Source organism: Pseudomonas sp. B40(2017) (assembly GCF_002112855.1).
Lineage (GTDB): Bacteria > Pseudomonadota > Gammaproteobacteria > Pseudomonadales > Pseudomonadaceae > Aquipseudomonas > Aquipseudomonas pharyngis.
Map to the genome: position 1 here is coordinate 81526 of NZ_NEIT01000005.1, position 15875 is coordinate 97400.

At 58.4% G+C, this 15875-nt stretch carries 13 protein-coding genes and 2 tRNA genes; 14 read left to right on the forward strand and 1 reads right to left on the reverse strand.

Annotated elements, in window-relative coordinates; genetic code table 11:
* Positions 1-109: 109 nt before the first annotated feature.
* The 3 genes from carB to CAF76_RS14470 are packed head-to-tail and all read left to right on the forward strand — an operon-like array spanning position 110 to position 4237.
* Positions 110-3331 carry a carbamoyl-phosphate synthase large subunit gene (gene carB / locus CAF76_RS14460; protein WP_039769162.1) on the forward strand — a complete coding sequence of 1074 codons (3222 nt, stop codon included), beginning with the start codon at positions 110-112 and terminating at the stop codon, positions 3329-3331.
* Positions 3328-3804, forward strand: coding sequence for a transcription elongation factor GreA (greA, locus tag CAF76_RS14465; RefSeq protein WP_007953757.1), 477 nt, complete (start codon positions 3328-3330; stop codon positions 3802-3804). Before carB ends, greA begins: the two co-directional genes overlap by 4 nt.
* A gap of 28 nt (positions 3805-3832) precedes the next feature.
* Positions 3833-4237 carry an MFS transporter gene (locus CAF76_RS14470; protein WP_085647654.1) on the forward strand — a complete coding sequence of 135 codons (405 nt, stop codon included), beginning with the start codon at positions 3833-3835 and terminating at the stop codon, positions 4235-4237.
* A gap of 9 nt (positions 4238-4246) precedes the next feature.
* Here CAF76_RS14470 and CAF76_RS14475 read toward each other — a convergent pair whose 3' ends face one another.
* On the reverse strand, positions 4247-4555 hold the full coding sequence (locus CAF76_RS14475; protein ID WP_011332401.1) for a YhbY family RNA-binding protein: 309 nt from the start codon (positions 4553-4555) through the stop codon (positions 4247-4249).
* Positions 4556-4656: 101 nt separating this feature from the next.
* Between CAF76_RS14475 and rlmE the strand changes: the two genes are divergently transcribed.
* The 11 genes from rlmE to infB all read left to right on the forward strand — a co-directional run bounded on the left by rlmE (position 4657) and on the right by infB (position 15771).
* A complete protein-coding gene (rlmE, locus tag CAF76_RS14480) occupies positions 4657-5286 on the forward strand; it encodes a 23S rRNA (uridine(2552)-2'-O)-methyltransferase RlmE (protein WP_085647655.1) in 630 nt (209 codons plus the stop codon).
* Between the two features lie 202 nt (positions 5287-5488).
* Positions 5489-7396: an ATP-dependent zinc metalloprotease FtsH gene (gene ftsH, locus CAF76_RS14485; RefSeq protein ID WP_011332403.1), complete on the forward strand. Its 1908-nt coding sequence runs from the start codon at positions 5489-5491 to the stop codon at positions 7394-7396.
* Between the two features lie 8 nt (positions 7397-7404).
* Positions 7405-8256: a dihydropteroate synthase gene (gene folP / locus CAF76_RS14490; RefSeq protein ID WP_074691907.1), complete on the forward strand. Its 852-nt coding sequence runs from the start codon at positions 7405-7407 to the stop codon at positions 8254-8256.
* Positions 8257-8272: 16 nt separating this feature from the next.
* Positions 8273-9610, forward strand: a complete 1338-nt coding sequence (gene glmM / locus CAF76_RS14495; protein WP_039769173.1) for a phosphoglucosamine mutase — start codon at positions 8273-8275, stop codon at positions 9608-9610.
* A 65-nt stretch (positions 9611-9675) separates the two neighbouring features.
* Positions 9676-10431, forward strand: coding sequence for a triose-phosphate isomerase (gene tpiA / locus CAF76_RS14500; protein ID WP_007953744.1), 756 nt, complete (start codon positions 9676-9678; stop codon positions 10429-10431).
* Between the two features lie 4 nt (positions 10432-10435).
* A complete protein-coding gene (gene secG, locus CAF76_RS14505; RefSeq protein ID WP_011332406.1) occupies positions 10436-10819 on the forward strand; it encodes a preprotein translocase subunit SecG in 384 nt (127 codons plus the stop codon).
* A 22-nt stretch (positions 10820-10841) separates the two neighbouring features.
* Positions 10842-10927 (forward strand) — tRNA-Leu (locus tag CAF76_RS14510).
* Between the two features lie 97 nt (positions 10928-11024).
* Positions 11025-11101, forward strand: a tRNA-Met gene (locus CAF76_RS14515).
* Between the two features lie 138 nt (positions 11102-11239).
* A complete protein-coding gene (gene rimP / locus CAF76_RS14520) occupies positions 11240-11698 on the forward strand; it encodes a ribosome maturation factor RimP (protein ID WP_039769696.1) in 459 nt (152 codons plus the stop codon).
* A 47-nt stretch (positions 11699-11745) separates the two neighbouring features.
* Positions 11746-13227: a transcription termination factor NusA gene (nusA, locus tag CAF76_RS14525; RefSeq protein WP_085647656.1), complete on the forward strand. Its 1482-nt coding sequence runs from the start codon at positions 11746-11748 to the stop codon at positions 13225-13227.
* Positions 13228-13254: 27 nt separating this feature from the next.
* A complete protein-coding gene (gene infB / locus CAF76_RS14530) occupies positions 13255-15771 on the forward strand; it encodes a translation initiation factor IF-2 (protein WP_085647657.1) in 2517 nt (838 codons plus the stop codon).
* The last annotated feature ends 104 nt before the right edge of the window (positions 15772-15875 follow it).

Below are 15875 nucleotides of genomic sequence, written 5' to 3' on the forward strand. Positions count from 1 at the left end.
GTAGCGAGAAGCCCCTCGAGGGCGGCCCCGGAACCGGCGGCCCCCTCGGGACTTCAGAAATCGATCAAGACGGCTTGCCGACTGACCTGCGGATTTGAGTGACAAACCCATGCCAAAACGTACAGACATTAAAAGCATCCTGATTCTCGGCGCTGGCCCGATCGTTATCGGCCAGGCCTGCGAATTCGACTACTCCGGCGCCCAGGCCTGTAAAGCCCTGCGCGAAGAGGGTTACCGCGTCATCCTGGTGAACTCCAACCCGGCCACCATCATGACCGACCCGGACATGGCCGACGCCACCTACATCGAGCCGATCAAATGGCAGACCGTTGCCAAGATCATCGAAAAAGAGCGTCCGGATGCAGTGCTGCCAACCATGGGCGGCCAGACTGCTCTGAACTGCGCCCTGGACCTGGAGCGCGAAGGTGTTCTGGAAAAGTTCGGCGTAGAGATGATCGGTGCCAATGCCGACACCATCGACAAGGCTGAAGACCGCTCGCGTTTCGACAAGGCGATGAAAGCGATCGGCCTGGAATGCCCGCGTTCGGGTATCGCCCACAGCATGGAAGAAGCCAACGCGGTGCTCGAGCGCCTGGGCTTCCCGTGCATCATCCGTCCGTCCTTCACCATGGGCGGCACTGGTGGCGGTATCGCTTACAACCGTGAAGAGTTCGAAGAAATCTGCGCCCGTGGTCTGGACCTGTCGCCAACCAAAGAGCTGCTGATCGACGAATCGCTGATCGGCTGGAAAGAATATGAAATGGAAGTTGTCCGCGACAAAAAGGACAACTGCATCATCGTCTGCTCGATCGAAAACTTCGACCCGATGGGAGTGCACACCGGTGACTCGATCACTGTTGCCCCGGCTCAGACCCTGACCGACAAGGAATACCAGATCCTGCGTAACGCCTCGCTGGCGGTACTGCGTGAGATCGGCGTCGAGACCGGTGGTTCCAACGTTCAGTTCGGTATCTGCCCGGACACCGGCCGCATGGTCGTGATCGAGATGAACCCGCGTGTATCCCGCTCGTCGGCTCTGGCCTCGAAAGCCACCGGTTTCCCGATCGCCAAGATCGCGGCCAAGCTGGCCGTCGGTTACACCCTCGACGAATTGCAGAACGACATCACCGGCGGCCGTACCCCGGCGTCCTTCGAGCCGTCCATCGACTACGTCGTGACCAAGCTGCCGCGCTTCGCTTTCGAGAAGTTCGCCAACGCTGACGCGCGCCTGACCACTCAGATGAAGTCGGTCGGTGAAGTCATGGCCATCGGCCGTACCTTCCAGGAATCCCTGCAGAAAGCCCTGCGCGGTCTGGAAGTGGGCGTTTGCGGTCTGGACGAAAAGGTCGATCTGAGCAACCCGGAAAGCATGAGCGTGCTCAAGCGCGAGCTGACCGTGCCGGGCGCCGAGCGTATCTGGTACGTGGCGGACGCCTTCCGCGCCGGCATGACCGTCGAAGAAATCTTCGGCATGAACATGATCGATCCGTGGTTCCTGGTGCAGATCGAAGATCTGATCAAGGACGAAGAGAAGGTCAAGACCCTCGGTCTGTCCGCTATCGACCGCGATCTGATGTATAAGCTCAAGCGCAAAGGTTTCTCCGACCAGCGTCTGGCCAAGCTGCTGGGCGTCACCGAGAAGAACCTGCGCACTCACCGCCACAAGTTGGAAGTGTTCCCGGTCTACAAGCGCGTCGACACCTGCGCGGCCGAGTTCGCCACCGACACCGCCTACCTGTATTCGACCTACGAGGAAGAATGTGAAGCCGCGCCGTCCGGTCGCGACAAGATCATCATCCTCGGCGGTGGCCCGAACCGTATCGGTCAGGGCATCGAGTTCGACTACTGCTGCGTTCACGCGGCACTGGCGCTGCGCGATGACGGTTACGAGACCATCATGGTCAACTGCAACCCGGAAACCGTTTCCACTGACTACGACACTTCCGACCGTCTGTACTTCGAGCCGGTGACCCTGGAAGACGTCCTGGAAATCTGCCGCGTCGAGAAGCCGAAAGGCGTGATCGTCCAGTACGGCGGCCAGACGCCTCTGAAGCTGGCTCGTGCTCTGGAAGCAGCCGGCGTGCCGATCATCGGCACCAGCCCTGACGCCATCGACCGCGCCGAAGACCGTGAGCGCTTCCAGCAAATGGTCGAGCGCCTGAACCTGCGTCAGCCGCCAAACGCCACCGTGCGCAGCGAAGACGAAGCTGTTCGCGCTGCCGCGAAGATCGGTTACCCGCTGGTGGTGCGTCCATCCTACGTACTGGGCGGCCGGGCGATGGAAATCGTCTACAAGGAAGAAGAACTCAAGCGTTACCTGCGTGACGCGGTGCAAGTGTCGAACGACAGCCCGGTGCTGCTCGACCACTTCCTCAACTGCGCCATCGAGATGGACGTGGATGCGGTCTGCGACGGCAAGGACGTCGTGATCGGCGCGATCATGCAGCACATCGAACAGGCGGGCGTTCACTCCGGTGACTCCGCGTGCTCGCTGCCGCCGTATTCGCTGCCGGCGCACATCCAGGACGAGATGCGCGAACAGGTCAAGAAAATGGCCCTGGAACTGGGCGTGGTCGGCCTGATGAACGTTCAGTTGGCGCTGCAAGGCGAAGACATCTACGTCATCGAAGTCAACCCGCGTGCTTCCCGTACCGTACCTTTCGTGTCCAAGTGCATCGGGATTTCCCTGGCCATGGTCGCGGCTCGCGTGATGGCCGGTAAAACCCTGAAGGAAATCGGCTTCACCAAGGAAATCATTCCGAACTTCTACAGCGTGAAAGAGGCGGTGTTCCCGTTCGCCAAATTCCCTGGCGTTGACCCGATCCTCGGCCCTGAGATGAAGTCAACCGGTGAAGTGATGGGCGTCGGCGACACCTTCGGCGAAGCCTTCGCCAAAGCCCAGATGGGCGCCAGCGAAGTGCTGCCGACCGGCGGTACTGCGTTCATCAGCGTCCGCGATGATGACAAGCCACTGGTTGCAGGCGTGGCCCGTGATCTGATCAACTTGGGCTTCGAAGTCGTCGCCACCGCCGGCACTGCCAAGCTGATCGAAGCCGCAGGCCTGAAAGTGCGTCGCGTGAACAAGGTGACCGAGGGTCGTCCGCATGTGGTCGACATGATCAAGAATGACGAAGTCACTCTGATCATCAACACCACCGAAGGTCGTCAATCGATCGCCGATTCCTATTCCATTCGCCGTAACGCCTTGCAGCACAAGATTTACTGCACCACTACCATTGCTGCTGGCGAAGCTATCTGTGAAGCGCTGAAGTTTGGTCCCGAGAAGACCGTACGCCGCTTGCAGGATCTACACGCAGGATTGAAGGCATGAATAAATACCCAATGACCGTCCAGGGCTCCAAGGCCCTGGAAGAAGAGCATGCTCACCTGACCAAGGTCGTTCGTCCGAAGCTCAGCCAGGACATCGGTACGGCCCGCGAGTTGGGTGACTTGAAGGAAAACGCTGAATACCATGCCGCCCGCGAACAGCAAGGCATGGTCGAGGCACGGATCCGTGATATCGAAGGTCGTCTGCAGAACGCGGTGATCATCGACGTAACGACCATTCCGCACACCGGCAAAGTGATTTTCGGCACCACCGTCGAAATCGCCAACGTCGAGACTGATGAAAGCGTCACCTACCAGATCGTGGGTGAGGATGAGGCGGACATCAAGCTCGGCAAGATTTCGGTCGGTTCGCCGATCGCTCGCGCCTTGATTGCCAAGGAAGAGGGCGATACGGTCGTTGTGAAAACGCCGGGTGGCGATATCGAGTACGAGATTGTCGAAGTCCGTCACATCTGAGAGCAGGCGTCCGCTGCATGCGGGCGCGATGCTCTGGCAGCTGGCCCAGATGTTGTGGGTCGGTGGCCTGTGGCTGGTACATCTGGGGCTGCGGCCGGTGCTGGGCCAAATCGGCCTGGCGCCGCTGCTGATCGATGAAGTTGCAAGTACGTTTGAAGTGACGGTGGTGGGTTTTGCCGTCGCGTGCGTGATATTTCAGGCTTTGGTGCTGGTACAGGCCGAGGGCCTTGTCAGTCTATGGCGGGATTTTCGCGGGCAGGTGTTGCTGATGGCGTTGTATGCGTGTGCGATGTTTGTCGCCGTGCGTGTCGGCTGGCCGGATGCGCAGCGCTGGCAGGTGTTCAGCTTTCTTGTGTTGGGTTTTTCCGGATTGGTGCTGGTATTGCAGCCGGTGCCGGGATGGAGTGGCAGGGTGCGCGAAGCACACCCTTGACCCTTGCCATCACTTGAAGCGATGGACGTTCGACAGCTGCTTGTTGACGCTGAAGTTCTTGCGGTAAATCAGTGCCATCTTGCCGATGACTTGAACCAGATCGGCTTTGCCGACCTTGCACAGCTCTGCAACGGACGCCAGGCGCGCCTCGCGATCGAGGATGTTGAGCTTGATTTTGATCAGCTCGTGATCTGCCAATGCGCGTTCGAGTTCGGCTAAAACACCCTCAGTCAAACCGTTGTCAGCCACCGTCAAAACTGGTTTCAGGTGGTGGCCGATGGATTTGTACTGTTTCTTCTGCTCTGGAGTGAGCGGCATAATCTGACCCTTTCGTCTGGATTCTGTAAAATGGCGGCCATTTTACCCGAGGGCTCGTGGATCCGCCCAGTTAATCACGACCCTAATCAACGAGGTGCCCAATGGCGCGTTCCAAGACAAGCCTTGGTTGGCTGAAAAGACATGTCAATGATCCCTATGTGAAGCAGGCGCAGAAGGACGGCTATCGTTCGCGCGCGAGTTACAAGCTTCTGGAGGTCCAGGAAAAATACAAACTGATCCGTCCGGGCATGAGCGTCGTCGATCTCGGTGCGGCGCCTGGCGGCTGGTCGCAGGTCACGAGTCGGCTGATCGGTGGGCAGGGGCGCCTGATCGCTTCGGACATCCTGGAAATGGACAGCATTCCGGATGTGACTTTCATCCAGGGTGACTTCACCCAGGACGAAGTGCTCACGCGCATCCTTGAAGCCGTAGGTAATTCGCAGGTGGACCTTGTGATTTCCGATATGGCCCCCAATATGAGTGGTACGCCTGAAGTGGACATGCCCAAAGCCATGTTTCTTTGCGAGCTGGCGCTTGATCTGGCGGAACGGATACTCAAGCCGGGTGGCAATTTCGTGATCAAGATTTTTCAGGGCGAAGGGTTCGATGTCTACCTGAAGGATGCTCGCAAGAAGTTCGACAAGATCCAGATGATCAAGCCGGACTCCTCTCGTGGCAGCTCTCGTGAGCAATATATGCTGGCATGGGGCTACCGCGGTCGTAGCGAGTAAAACGAGGTTTTTTGGCGGGGTGATAGGTTTTTCGTATTTCGCCCCGCGCGCATAAGCGAATATTGTGTAGAAAGTGTTTCACAAAGGGTTACAGACGGCGCCTGCCAGAGCTGTAGGTAATGTAGTAAGTTAGGCCGGTGAATATCATGCGAAGCGCGCGCCAGTAGCGGAGCTTGCTTCAGAGGGTAGTTAATTGAACGATATGGCAAAGAATCTGATCCTGTGGTTGATCATCGCGGCAGTCCTGGTGACGGTGATGAACAACTTCTCCAGCCCTAACGAGCCGCAGACCCTCAACTATTCCGACTTCATCCAGCAGGTCAAGGATGGCAAGGTCGAGCGCGTGGCCGTCGACGGCTACGTGATTACCGGCAAGCGCAACGATGGCGACAGCTTCAAGACCATTCGTCCGGCAATCCAGGACAATGGCTTGATCGGCGACCTGGTCGACAACCACGTCGTGGTCGAAGGCAAGCAGCCTGAGCAGCAAAGTATCTGGACCCAGCTTCTGGTAGCCAGCTTCCCGATCCTGGTGATCATCGCGGTGTTCATGTTCTTCATGCGCCAGATGCAGGGCGGCGCTGGCGGCAAGGGCGGGCCGATGAGCTTCGGCAAGAGCAAGGCGCGTCTGCTGTCCGAAGATCAGGTGAAAACCACACTGGCTGACGTTGCCGGTTGCGACGAAGCCAAGGAAGAAGTGGGCGAACTGGTCGAGTTCCTCCGTGATCCGGGCAAGTTCCAGCGCCTGGGCGGCCGCATTCCTCGCGGCGTGCTGATGGTTGGTCCTCCGGGTACCGGTAAAACTTTGCTGGCCAAGGCGATTGCCGGCGAAGCCAAGGTGCCGTTCTTCACCATTTCCGGTTCCGACTTCGTCGAAATGTTCGTCGGTGTCGGTGCCAGCCGCGTTCGTGACATGTTCGAACAGGCCAAGAAACACGCACCATGCATCATCTTCATCGATGAGATTGACGCCGTTGGTCGCCATCGTGGCGCCGGTATGGGCGGCGGTCACGACGAGCGCGAACAGACTCTCAACCAGTTACTGGTGGAGATGGATGGTTTCGAAATGAACGACGGCATCATCGTCATCGCCGCGACCAACCGTCCTGACGTGCTGGACCCTGCTTTGCTGCGTCCGGGTCGTTTCGACCGTCAGGTGGTGGTCGGCTTGCCGGACATCCGTGGTCGCGAGCAGATCCTCAAGGTTCACATGCGTAAAGTGCCAATGGGTGATGATGTTGCTCCGGCTGTTATCGCACGCGGTACTCCGGGTTTCTCCGGCGCCGATCTGGCGAACCTGGTCAACGAGGCTTCGCTGTTCGCTGCCCGTGCCGGCAAGCGCATCGTCGAAATGAAAGAATTCGAACTGGCCAAAGACAAGATCATGATGGGCGCCGAGCGCAAATCCATGGTCATGTCCGAGAAGGAAAAGCAGAACACCGCTTATCACGAAGCAGGCCACGCCATTGTCGGTCGCGTCGTGCCCGAGCATGATCCGGTCTACAAGGTGTCGATCATCCCTCGCGGTCGTGCGTTGGGTGTGACCATGTTTCTGCCGGAAGAAGATCGTTACAGCCTGTCCAAGCGTGCGCTGATCAGTCAGATCTGCTCGCTGTACGGCGGCCGTATTGCTGAAGAGATGACTTTGGGCTTTGACGGTGTGACGACTGGTGCTTCCAACGACATCATGCGGGCGAGTCAGATTGCGCGGAACATGGTGACCAAGTGGGGTCTGTCGGAAAAACTCGGTCCGTTGATGTACGCCGAAGAAGAGGGGGAAGTATTCCTCGGTCGCGGCGGTGGCGGTCAGAATGCCAGCTTCTCCGGTGAGACAGCCAAGCTGATCGACTCTGAAGTACGCAGCATCATCGATCAGTGCTACGGCACGGCCAAACAGATCCTCACGGACAACCGCGACAAGCTCGATGCCATGGCGGATGCACTGATGAAGTACGAGACGATCGATGCCGAGCAGATCGACGACATCATGGCTGGTCGTACACCTCGCGAGCCTCGCGATTGGTCGGGCGGCACTGGTACTGGCACACCGCCTGTCATTCAGGGTGAGCGTCCGGAAACACCGATTGGCGGTCCGGCTGCCGACGTTTAAGGTTTGAAATGACTTCTGTACAGTCCCTGACCCGGTTGCCTTGCGGCAACCGGGTTCTTGATTTGGCCCGGACGCATGTCATGGGCATTCTCAATGTCACTCCTGATTCTTTTTCCGACGGTGGCCGATACAGCCAGCTCGACGCGGCCTTGCGTCATGCCGAAGCCATGGTTGCGGCGGGTGCAACACTGATCGATGTGGGCGGCGAGTCGACCCGCCCGGGCGCGCGGGCGGTTTCTCCGTTGGAGGAGCTGGAACGTGTCGCTCCCGTCGTCGAGCTTATCAATCGCGAACTGGATGTGGTCATATCGGTCGATACGTCCACTCCGGCGGTCATGCGCGAAACAGCGCGTTTGGGTGCTGGCTTGATCAACGACGTTCGTTCGCTACGGCGGGATGGCGCGCTTGATGCGGCGGCGGCCACGGGATTGCCCGTGTGCCTGATGCACATGCTCGGCGAGCCTGGCGATATGCAGGATGATCCGCGTTATCAGGATGTCACCCGGGAAGTGGGTGAGTTTCTTGCCGAACGGATGGCTCAGTGCGAGGAGGCAGGCATTCCGGCCGAGCGGATCATTCTTGATCCGGGCTTCGGCTTCGCCAAAACCCTGCAGCACAATCTAAGCTTGTTCAAGCATATGGAAGCCCTGCATGCGTTGGGGCGGCCGCTATTGGTGGGCGTTTCGCGCAAAAGCATGATCGGCCATGCATTGAATCGCCCCGTGGGTGAGCGTCTGTATGGCGGTTTGGCACTGGCTGCACTGGCATCGGTGAAAGGCGCGCGTATATTGCGCGTCCATGATGTGGCGGAAACGGTGGACGTGGTGCGAATGCTCGCAGCCGTGGAATCAGCCGAATAAGAATGATGGAGCACTTATGAGCAAGAAATATTTTGGTACCGACGGGATTCGTGGTCGCGTCGGGGAATACCCGATCACTCCGGACTTCATGCTCAAGCTCGGCTGGGCTGCCGGTATGGCCTTTCGCAAGATGGGTGCCTGCAAGGTGCTGGTCGGCAAGGACACGCGAATTTCCGGCTACATGTTCGAATCGGCACTTGAGGCTGGCCTGACATCGGCGGGCGCCGATGTAATGCTGCTCGGTCCGATGCCGACTCCGGCCATCGCCTACCTGTCGCGTACATTCCAGGCTGAGGCCGGAATCGTGATCAGTGCATCGCACAATCCGCATGACGATAACGGCATCAAGTTTTTCTCCGGCAAGGGCACCAAGCTGCCCGATGAGCTGGAGCTGATGATCGAGGAATTGCTCGATACGCCAATGACTGTTGTGGAGTCGAGCAAGATTGGCAAGGTGTCGCGAATCAATGATGCGTCCGGTCGCTATATCGAGTTTTGCAAGAGCTCTGTGCCGACCGGCACCAGTTTTTCCGGACTGAAGATTGTCATCGACTGCGCGCACGGAGCTACCTACAAGGTCGCGCCGAGCGTATTCCGTGAGCTGGGTGCCGAAGTTGTGGTTCTGTCCGCGCAGCCCAATGGTCTGAATATCAACGACAACTGTGGCTCCACGCACATGGGGCAATTGCAGGCGGCGGTGTTGTCCGAGCATGCGGATCTGGGTATTGCCTTCGACGGTGATGGTGATCGGGTGCTGATGGTCGACCACACCGGGGCGATAGTCGATGGTGACGAGCTGATTTTCATCATCGCGCGCGATCTGCATGAGCGAGGCAAATTGCAGGGCGGTGTGGTCGGTACGCTGATGAGCAATCTGGGTCTGGAGTTGGCTCTGGCGGATCTGGGTATTCCTTTTGTGCGTGCAAATGTCGGCGACCGCTATGTGATTGCCGAATTGCTGGAGCGCGATTGGCTGGTCGGGGGCGAGAACTCCGGACATGTCGTTTGCTTCAACCACACGACGACTGGCGATGCGATCATTGCGGCGTTGCAGGTGCTGATGGCATTGAAAACACGCAACGAAGGTCTGGCGCAAACTCGTCAGGCCCTGCGTAAGTGTCCTCAAGTGCTGATCAACGTGCGCTTCGGCGGTGGCGACAGCCCGCTGGAGCACCCGGCTGTCAAGGAGGCGAGCGCACGCGTAACCCAGGCTATGGCGGGGCGCGGGCGTGTGCTTTTGCGCAAGTCCGGGACAGAGCCTCTGGTACGTGTGATGGTCGAAGGCGAGGACGAAATCCAGGTTCGTGGCTATGCCGAAGAACTGGCAAAACTGGTAACTGAAGTTTCTGCCTGATTCGGCTTGCCAGCCATGATTGTGTTGGGTAACATCTGCGCCCACTTTGACCGACGAGGTACAGCATGCGTCGCCCTATGGTAGCTGGTAACTGGAAGATGCACGGTACCCGCGCCAGCGTCGCTGAGCTGATCAACGGCCTTCGTCATCTGGCCTTGCCAAGCGGTGTTGATGTCGCGGTATTCCCGCCTTGCTTGTATATCAATCAAGTGATTGATGGCTTGAAAGGCAAATCGATCTCGGTCGGTGCGCAGAATTCTGCGGTGGAATCCATGCAAGGTGCATTGACGGGCGAGATTGCGCCGAGTCAGTTGGTGGATGCAGGTTGTTCCCTGGTGCTTGTCGGGCACTCCGAACGCCGCCAGATCATGGGTGAGCGAGACGGAATGCTGAATCGCAAGTTCGCAGCGGCACAGGCATGTGGCTTGATTCCGGTGTTGTGTGTAGGGGAGACCCTGGAGCAGCGCGAAGCCGGAAAGACTCTTGAGGTTGTCGGGCGTCAGCTGGGCAGTATCATCGAGGAGCTGGGTGTCGGTGCTTTTGCCAACGCAGTGATCGCTTACGAGCCGGTCTGGGCGATTGGTACCGGGCTGACTGCAACGCCGCAACAGGCTCAGGATGTGCATAAAGCCATTCGCGAGCAGTTGGCGGCAGAGAATTCTGAAGTGGCACGAGGTGTGCGGCTTCTATACGGCGGCAGCGTGAAGGCGGCCAATGCGGTCGAACTGTTCGGCATGCCGGATATCGATGGGGGGCTCATTGGTGGAGCTTCCCTGAATGCAGATGAGTTCGGTGCGATTTGTCGCGCCGCGGGAAACTGAAAAAATGCTGGAAACAGTCGTAGTCGTTTTTCATCTGCTGGGTGCATTGGGCGTAGTTGCTCTGGTTTTGCTGCAGCAGGGTAAAGGTGCGGACGCTGGCGCGTCTTTCGGAGCAGGTGCTTCAAATACTGTGTTCGGAAGCCAAGGTTCCTCTACCTTTCTTAGTAAGTTTACTGCTATACTTGCCGCCGGTTTCTTCATAACCAGCTTGGGGTTAGGATACTTTGCTAAAGAGAAGGCTCATCAGCTGACTCAAGCAGGTTTGCCAAACCCGGCAGTGTTGGAAGTTCCAAAGCAACAACCGGCTTCTGATGATGTCCCGGTGCTTCAAGAGCAAAAGTCGGCTACTCCAGCGACTGACGTACCTCCAGCTCAAGAGCAGAAGTAAGAAGGGTTTCAAACGTAGTATTGCCGAGGTGGTGGAATTGGTAGACACGCAACCTTGAGGTGGTTGTGCCCATAGGGTGTAGGGGTTCGAGTCCCCTTCTCGGTACCAATTAGTCAGGAGAGCCCGCTGTTGCGGGCTTTCTTGCAGGTGGAAGGTTACATTGACCCTAAAAGGGATCGGTCGTATACTTCCGCCCCAGCTTTGTCGCGGGGTGGAGCAGTCTGGTAGCTCGTCGGGCTCATAACCCGAAGGTCGTCGGTTCAAATCCGGCCCCCGCAACCAGTTTAAGGAGCCCCTTTTAAGGGGCTTTTTGTTAGCTGGACACTTTCAACGCCGCTGTTCGACGGCGTTTCAAGGATGGGCGTTTCGCCCATTTTTTTATTTTGCATAGCATGCACATACATGCACGAGGGGGTTCAGGTGTCGAGCAAGCTAGAAGAGTTGCAGGCCTTGCTGGCCCCGGTGGTCGTGGCCCTAGGCTATGAATGCTGGGGTATTGAGTTTTCGGCTCAAGGTCGCCACTCAATGTTGCGCGTTTATATCGATAAGGAAGGCGGCGTACTGGTGGACGATTGTGCCATCGTCAGCCGTCAGATCAGCGGTGTGCTGGATGTTGAAGATCCGATCTCCGTTGAATACACCCTTGAAGTTTCCTCGCCAGGCATGGAACGCCCACTGTTCACTCTTGAGCAGTTTGCCAAATATGTCGGTGAACAAGTGAAGATCAAGCTGCGCTCGCCTTTTGAAGGTCGACGCAACTTTCAGGGCCTTCTGCGCGGTGTAGAAGAACAGGACGTCGTGGTGCAGGTAGATGACCATGAGTTCCTGTTGCCGATCGATATGATCGACAAGGCCAACATTATTCCCAGTTTTGACTGAGACGCGGATCCCGCGGATCCAATGGCTTGCGAAAGGCGAGGCGTACGATGAGCAAAGAAGTACTGCTGGTTGTTGAGTCGGTATCCAATGAAAAGGGTGTACCGGCAAGCGTAATTTTTGAAGCGCTGGAGCTGGCTCTGGCCACTGCTACCAAAAAGCGTTTTGAAGACGAAGTTGATCTGCGTGTGGAAATCAACCGCCACACCGGTTCTTACGAAACTTTCCGTCGCTGGACGGTCGTCGAAGAGAATGATCTCGATGATCCGGCCATCGAAACCTGGCCGAGCAAGGTTGCTGAAACGCACCCTGGCGCCAAGGTTGGCGACGTCGTTGAAGAAAAGATCGAGTCCATCGAGTTCGGCCGCATCGCTGCGCAGACCGCCAAACAGGTCATCGTGCAGAAAGTGCGCGAAGCCGAGCGCGCTCAAGTGGTTGACGCTTATCGCGAGCGCCTGGGAGAAATCATCTCCGGCACCGTGAAGAAAGTGACCCGCGACAACGTGATCGTCGACCTGGGTAATAACGCTGAAGCGTTGCTGGCCCGTGAAGACATCATCTCTCGCGAAACCTTCCGTGTTGGCGTGCGTCTGCGTGCGCTGCTCAAGGAAATCCGCAGCGAGAACCGCGGCCCTCAGTTGATCCTGTCGCGTACCGCGCCGGAAATGCTGATCGAGCTGTTCCGTATCGAAGTGCCGGAAATCGCTGAAGGTCTGATCGAAGTCATGGCCGCTTCCCGTGATCCGGGTTCGCGCGCCAAGATCGCTGTCCGCTCCAAGGACAAACGCATCGACCCGCAAGGCGCGTGCATCGGTATGCGCGGTTCGCGCGTCCAGGCCGTGTCGGGCGAGTTGGGTGGCGAGCGTGTCGATATCGTCCTGTGGGACGACAACCCGGCACAGTTCGTGATCAATGCCATGTCGCCGGCAGAAGTGGCGGCCATCATCGTTGACGAAGATGCCCATGCCATGGACATCGCCGTTGGCGCAGACAATCTGGCTCAGGCCATCGGTCGTGGTGGTCAGAACGTGCGTCTGGCGAGCCAGCTGACTGGCTGGACCCTGAACGTGATGACCGAATCGGACATCCAGGCTAAGCAACAAGCGGAAACCGGCGACATCCTGCGCAACTTCATCGACGAGCTGGAAGTCGATGAAGAACTGGCTCAGGTGCTGGTAGACGAAGGCTTCACCAGCCTGGAAGAGATTGCCTACGTACCGTTGGAAGAAATGCTCAACATCGACGGCTTTGACGAGGACATCGTCAACGAGCTTCGCGCTCGTGCCAAGGATCGCTTGTTGACCAAAGCCATCGCTACTGAGGAAAAGCTGGCAGACGCCCATCCGGCCGAAGACCTGCTCTCGCTTGAGGGTATGGACAAGGATTTGGCGATGGAACTGGCGGTGCGCGGCGTAATTACCCGCGAAGACCTGGCCGAGCAGTCTATTGACGATCTGCTCGACATCGACGGCATTGACGATGATCGTGCCGGCAAGTTGATCATGGCCGCCCGAGCCCACTGGTTCGAGTAATTAGGCGCGGCCTGAGGAGAGAAGTGCATGACGCAAGTCACGGTGAAACAACTGGCCGATGAGGTCAAAACACCGGTAGAGCGCCTGTTGCAGCAGATGCGTGAGGCAGGTCTGCCGCACACCGCCGCCGAAGAAAATGTGACTGACAGTGAGAAGCAATCCCTGCTGACCCACTTGAAAAGCAGCCACAAGGCGAAAGTGGAAGAACCACGCAAGATCACGCTGCAGCGTAAAACCACCAGCACCCTGCGTGTGGCTGGCAGCAAAAGCATCAGCGTTGAAGTCCGCAAGAAGAAAGTTTTCGTACAGCGTAGCCCGGAAGAAATCGAAGCCGAGCGCAAGCGTGAACTGGATGAACGTCGCGCAGTAGAAAATGCTGCCCGTCAGAAGGCTGAAGAAGAAGCCCGCGTGCGCGCCGAAGAAGAAGCGCGTCGCCAGCCTGCTGCGCCGTCCGCTCCTGCCGAAACCGTCGCTGCCCCTGCGCCAGTGGCCGAACCCGTGCGCGAAGCCGCGCCGGTTGTGGCTGCTGCGCCAGCTGCCGACACTCGCAAGCGTGACGAACAGCGCCGTCCGGACAAACCACGTGCTGACGACAACAACCGTCGTGGCGGTGGTGATGGCGAGCGCAAAAACGCTCCGCATCGCGCATCGGTCAAGGAAAAGGCTCCGGCTCCACGTGTGGCGCCACGCACTACCGACGAAGAGAGCGATGGCTTCCGTCGCGGCGGTCGTGGCAAGGCCAAGCTGAAGAAACGCAACGCCCACGGTTTCCAGAGCCCGACCGGCCCTGTCGTACGTGAAGTGAAGATCGGCGAAACCATCACTGTTGGCGATCTCGCCCAGCAGATGTCGGTCAAGGCTGCCGAAATCATCAAGTTCATGTTCAAGCTGGGCACCCCGGCCACCATCAACCAGGTACTGGATCAGGAAACTGCCCAACTGGTCGCAGAAGAACTGGGCCACAAAGTGACCCTGGTCAGCGACACCGCCCTGGAAGATTCCCTGGCCGAGTCCCTGAAGTTCGAAGGTGAAGCGGTTCCTCGTGCGCCGGTCGTGACCGTAATGGGTCACGTTGACCACGGTAAGACCTCGCTGCTCGACTACATCCGTCGTGCCAAGGTAGCTGCTGGCGAAGCCGGCGGTATCACCCAGCACATCGGTGCATACCACGTTGAAACCGAACGCGGCATGGTCACCTTCCTCGACACCCCTGGTCACGCCGCGTTTACCGCCATGCGTGCCCGTGGTGCCAAGGCGACCGACATCGTGATCCTGGTCGTTGCGGCGGACGACGGCGTGATGCCACAAACCATCGAAGCCGTTCAGCACGCTGTTGCTGCTGGCGTTCCGCTGGTGGTTGCGGTGAACAAGATCGACAAGCCGGGTGCTGATCTCGATCGCATCCGCAGCGAACTGTCGGCTCACGGCGTGACCTCTGAAGACTGGGGTGGTGACACTCCATTCGTTCCGGTCTCCGCGAAGATGGGTACCGGTGTCGACGAGCTGCTTGAAGCTGTATTGCTGCAGGCTGAAGTTCTCGAGCTGACCGCCACTCCTTCGGCTCCTGGCCGCGGTGTCGTGGTTGAATCGCGTCTCGACAAGGGCCGTGGCCCGGTGGCGACCGTTCTGGTTCAGGACGGTACGCTGCGTCAAGGCGACATGGTGCTGGTCGGCTCGAACTATGGCCGCGTGCGCGCCATGCTCGACGAGAACGGCAAGCCGATCAAGGAAGCGGGTCCGGCCATTCCGGTCGAGATCCTCGGCCTGGACGGTACGCCTGACGCCGGCGACGAAATGAGCGTGGTTGCCGACGAGAAGAAAGCCCGTGAAGTGGCTCTGTTCCGTCAAGGCAAGTTCCGCGAAGTCAAACTGGCTCGCGCTCACGCCGGCAAGCTGGAAAACATCTTCGAAAGCATGGGCCAGGAAGAGAAGAAGACGCTCAACATCGTCCTCAAATCCGACGTCCGTGGTTCGCTGGAAGCCTTGCAGGGCGCTCTGAACGGCCTGGGCAACGACGAAGTGCAAGTGCGCGTGGTCGGTGGCGGTGTCGGTGGTATCACCGAATCCGACGCCAACCTGGCACTGGCTTCCAACGCTGTACTGTTCGGCTTCAACGTGCGTGCCGATGCCGGCGCACGGAAGATCGTCGAGCAGGAAGGTCTGGACATGCGTTACTACAACGTGATCTACGACATCATCGAAGACGTCAAGAAAGCCCTGACCGGTATGCTTGGCAGCGACGTTCGCGAGAACATCCTCGGTGTGGCCGAAGTCCGTGACGTGTTCCGTTCGCCGAAGTTTGGCGCGATCGCTGGTTGCATGGTGATCGAAGGTGTTGTGCACCGTAACCGTCCGATCCGTGTACTGCGTGAAGACATCGTGATCTTCGAAGGCGAGCTGGAATCTCTGCGCCGCTTCAAGGATGACGCTTCCGAAGTACGTGCCGGCATGGAATGCGGTATCGGCGTGAAGAGCTACAACGACGTCAAAGTCGGCGACAAGATCGAAGTCTTCGAGAAGGTTCAGGTTGCTCGCAGCCTCTGACTCGCGCACTTCAAGGGCCACGTCGGGCCGCCGCATGCAAGTGCGCGGCACGGCGTCAGGACTCTAAACGCAACGCCCGGTCTGGCTTTTGTCAGGCCGGGCGT

Bases quoted from the DNA above. Each gene is read 5' to 3' on its own strand.
- folP (WP_074691907.1), top strand. From the start codon at position 7,405: ATGACTTCTGTACAGTCCCTGACCCGGTTGCCTTGCGGCAACCGGGTT.
- carB (WP_039769162.1), top strand. From the start codon at position 110: ATGCCAAAACGTACAGACATTAAAAGCATCCTGATTCTCGGCGCTGGC.
- glmM (WP_039769173.1), top strand. From the start codon at position 8,273: ATGAGCAAGAAATATTTTGGTACCGACGGGATTCGTGGTCGCGTCGGG.
- rlmE (WP_085647655.1), top strand. From the start codon at position 4,657: ATGGCGCGTTCCAAGACAAGCCTTGGTTGGCTGAAAAGACATGTCAAT.
- nusA (WP_085647656.1), top strand. From the start codon at position 11,746: ATGAGCAAAGAAGTACTGCTGGTTGTTGAGTCGGTATCCAATGAAAAG.
- CAF76_RS14470 (WP_085647654.1), top strand. From the start codon at position 3,833: ATGCTCTGGCAGCTGGCCCAGATGTTGTGGGTCGGTGGCCTGTGGCTG.
- secG (WP_011332406.1), top strand. From the start codon at position 10,436: ATGCTGGAAACAGTCGTAGTCGTTTTTCATCTGCTGGGTGCATTGGGC.
- infB (WP_085647657.1), top strand. From the start codon at position 13,255: ATGACGCAAGTCACGGTGAAACAACTGGCCGATGAGGTCAAAACACCG.
- CAF76_RS14475 (WP_011332401.1), bottom strand. From the start codon at position 4,555: ATGCCGCTCACTCCAGAGCAGAAGAAACAGTACAAATCCATCGGCCAC.
- greA (WP_007953757.1), top strand. From the start codon at position 3,328: ATGAATAAATACCCAATGACCGTCCAGGGCTCCAAGGCCCTGGAAGAA.
- tpiA (WP_007953744.1), top strand. From the start codon at position 9,676: ATGCGTCGCCCTATGGTAGCTGGTAACTGGAAGATGCACGGTACCCGC.
- ftsH (WP_011332403.1), top strand. From the start codon at position 5,489: ATGGCAAAGAATCTGATCCTGTGGTTGATCATCGCGGCAGTCCTGGTG.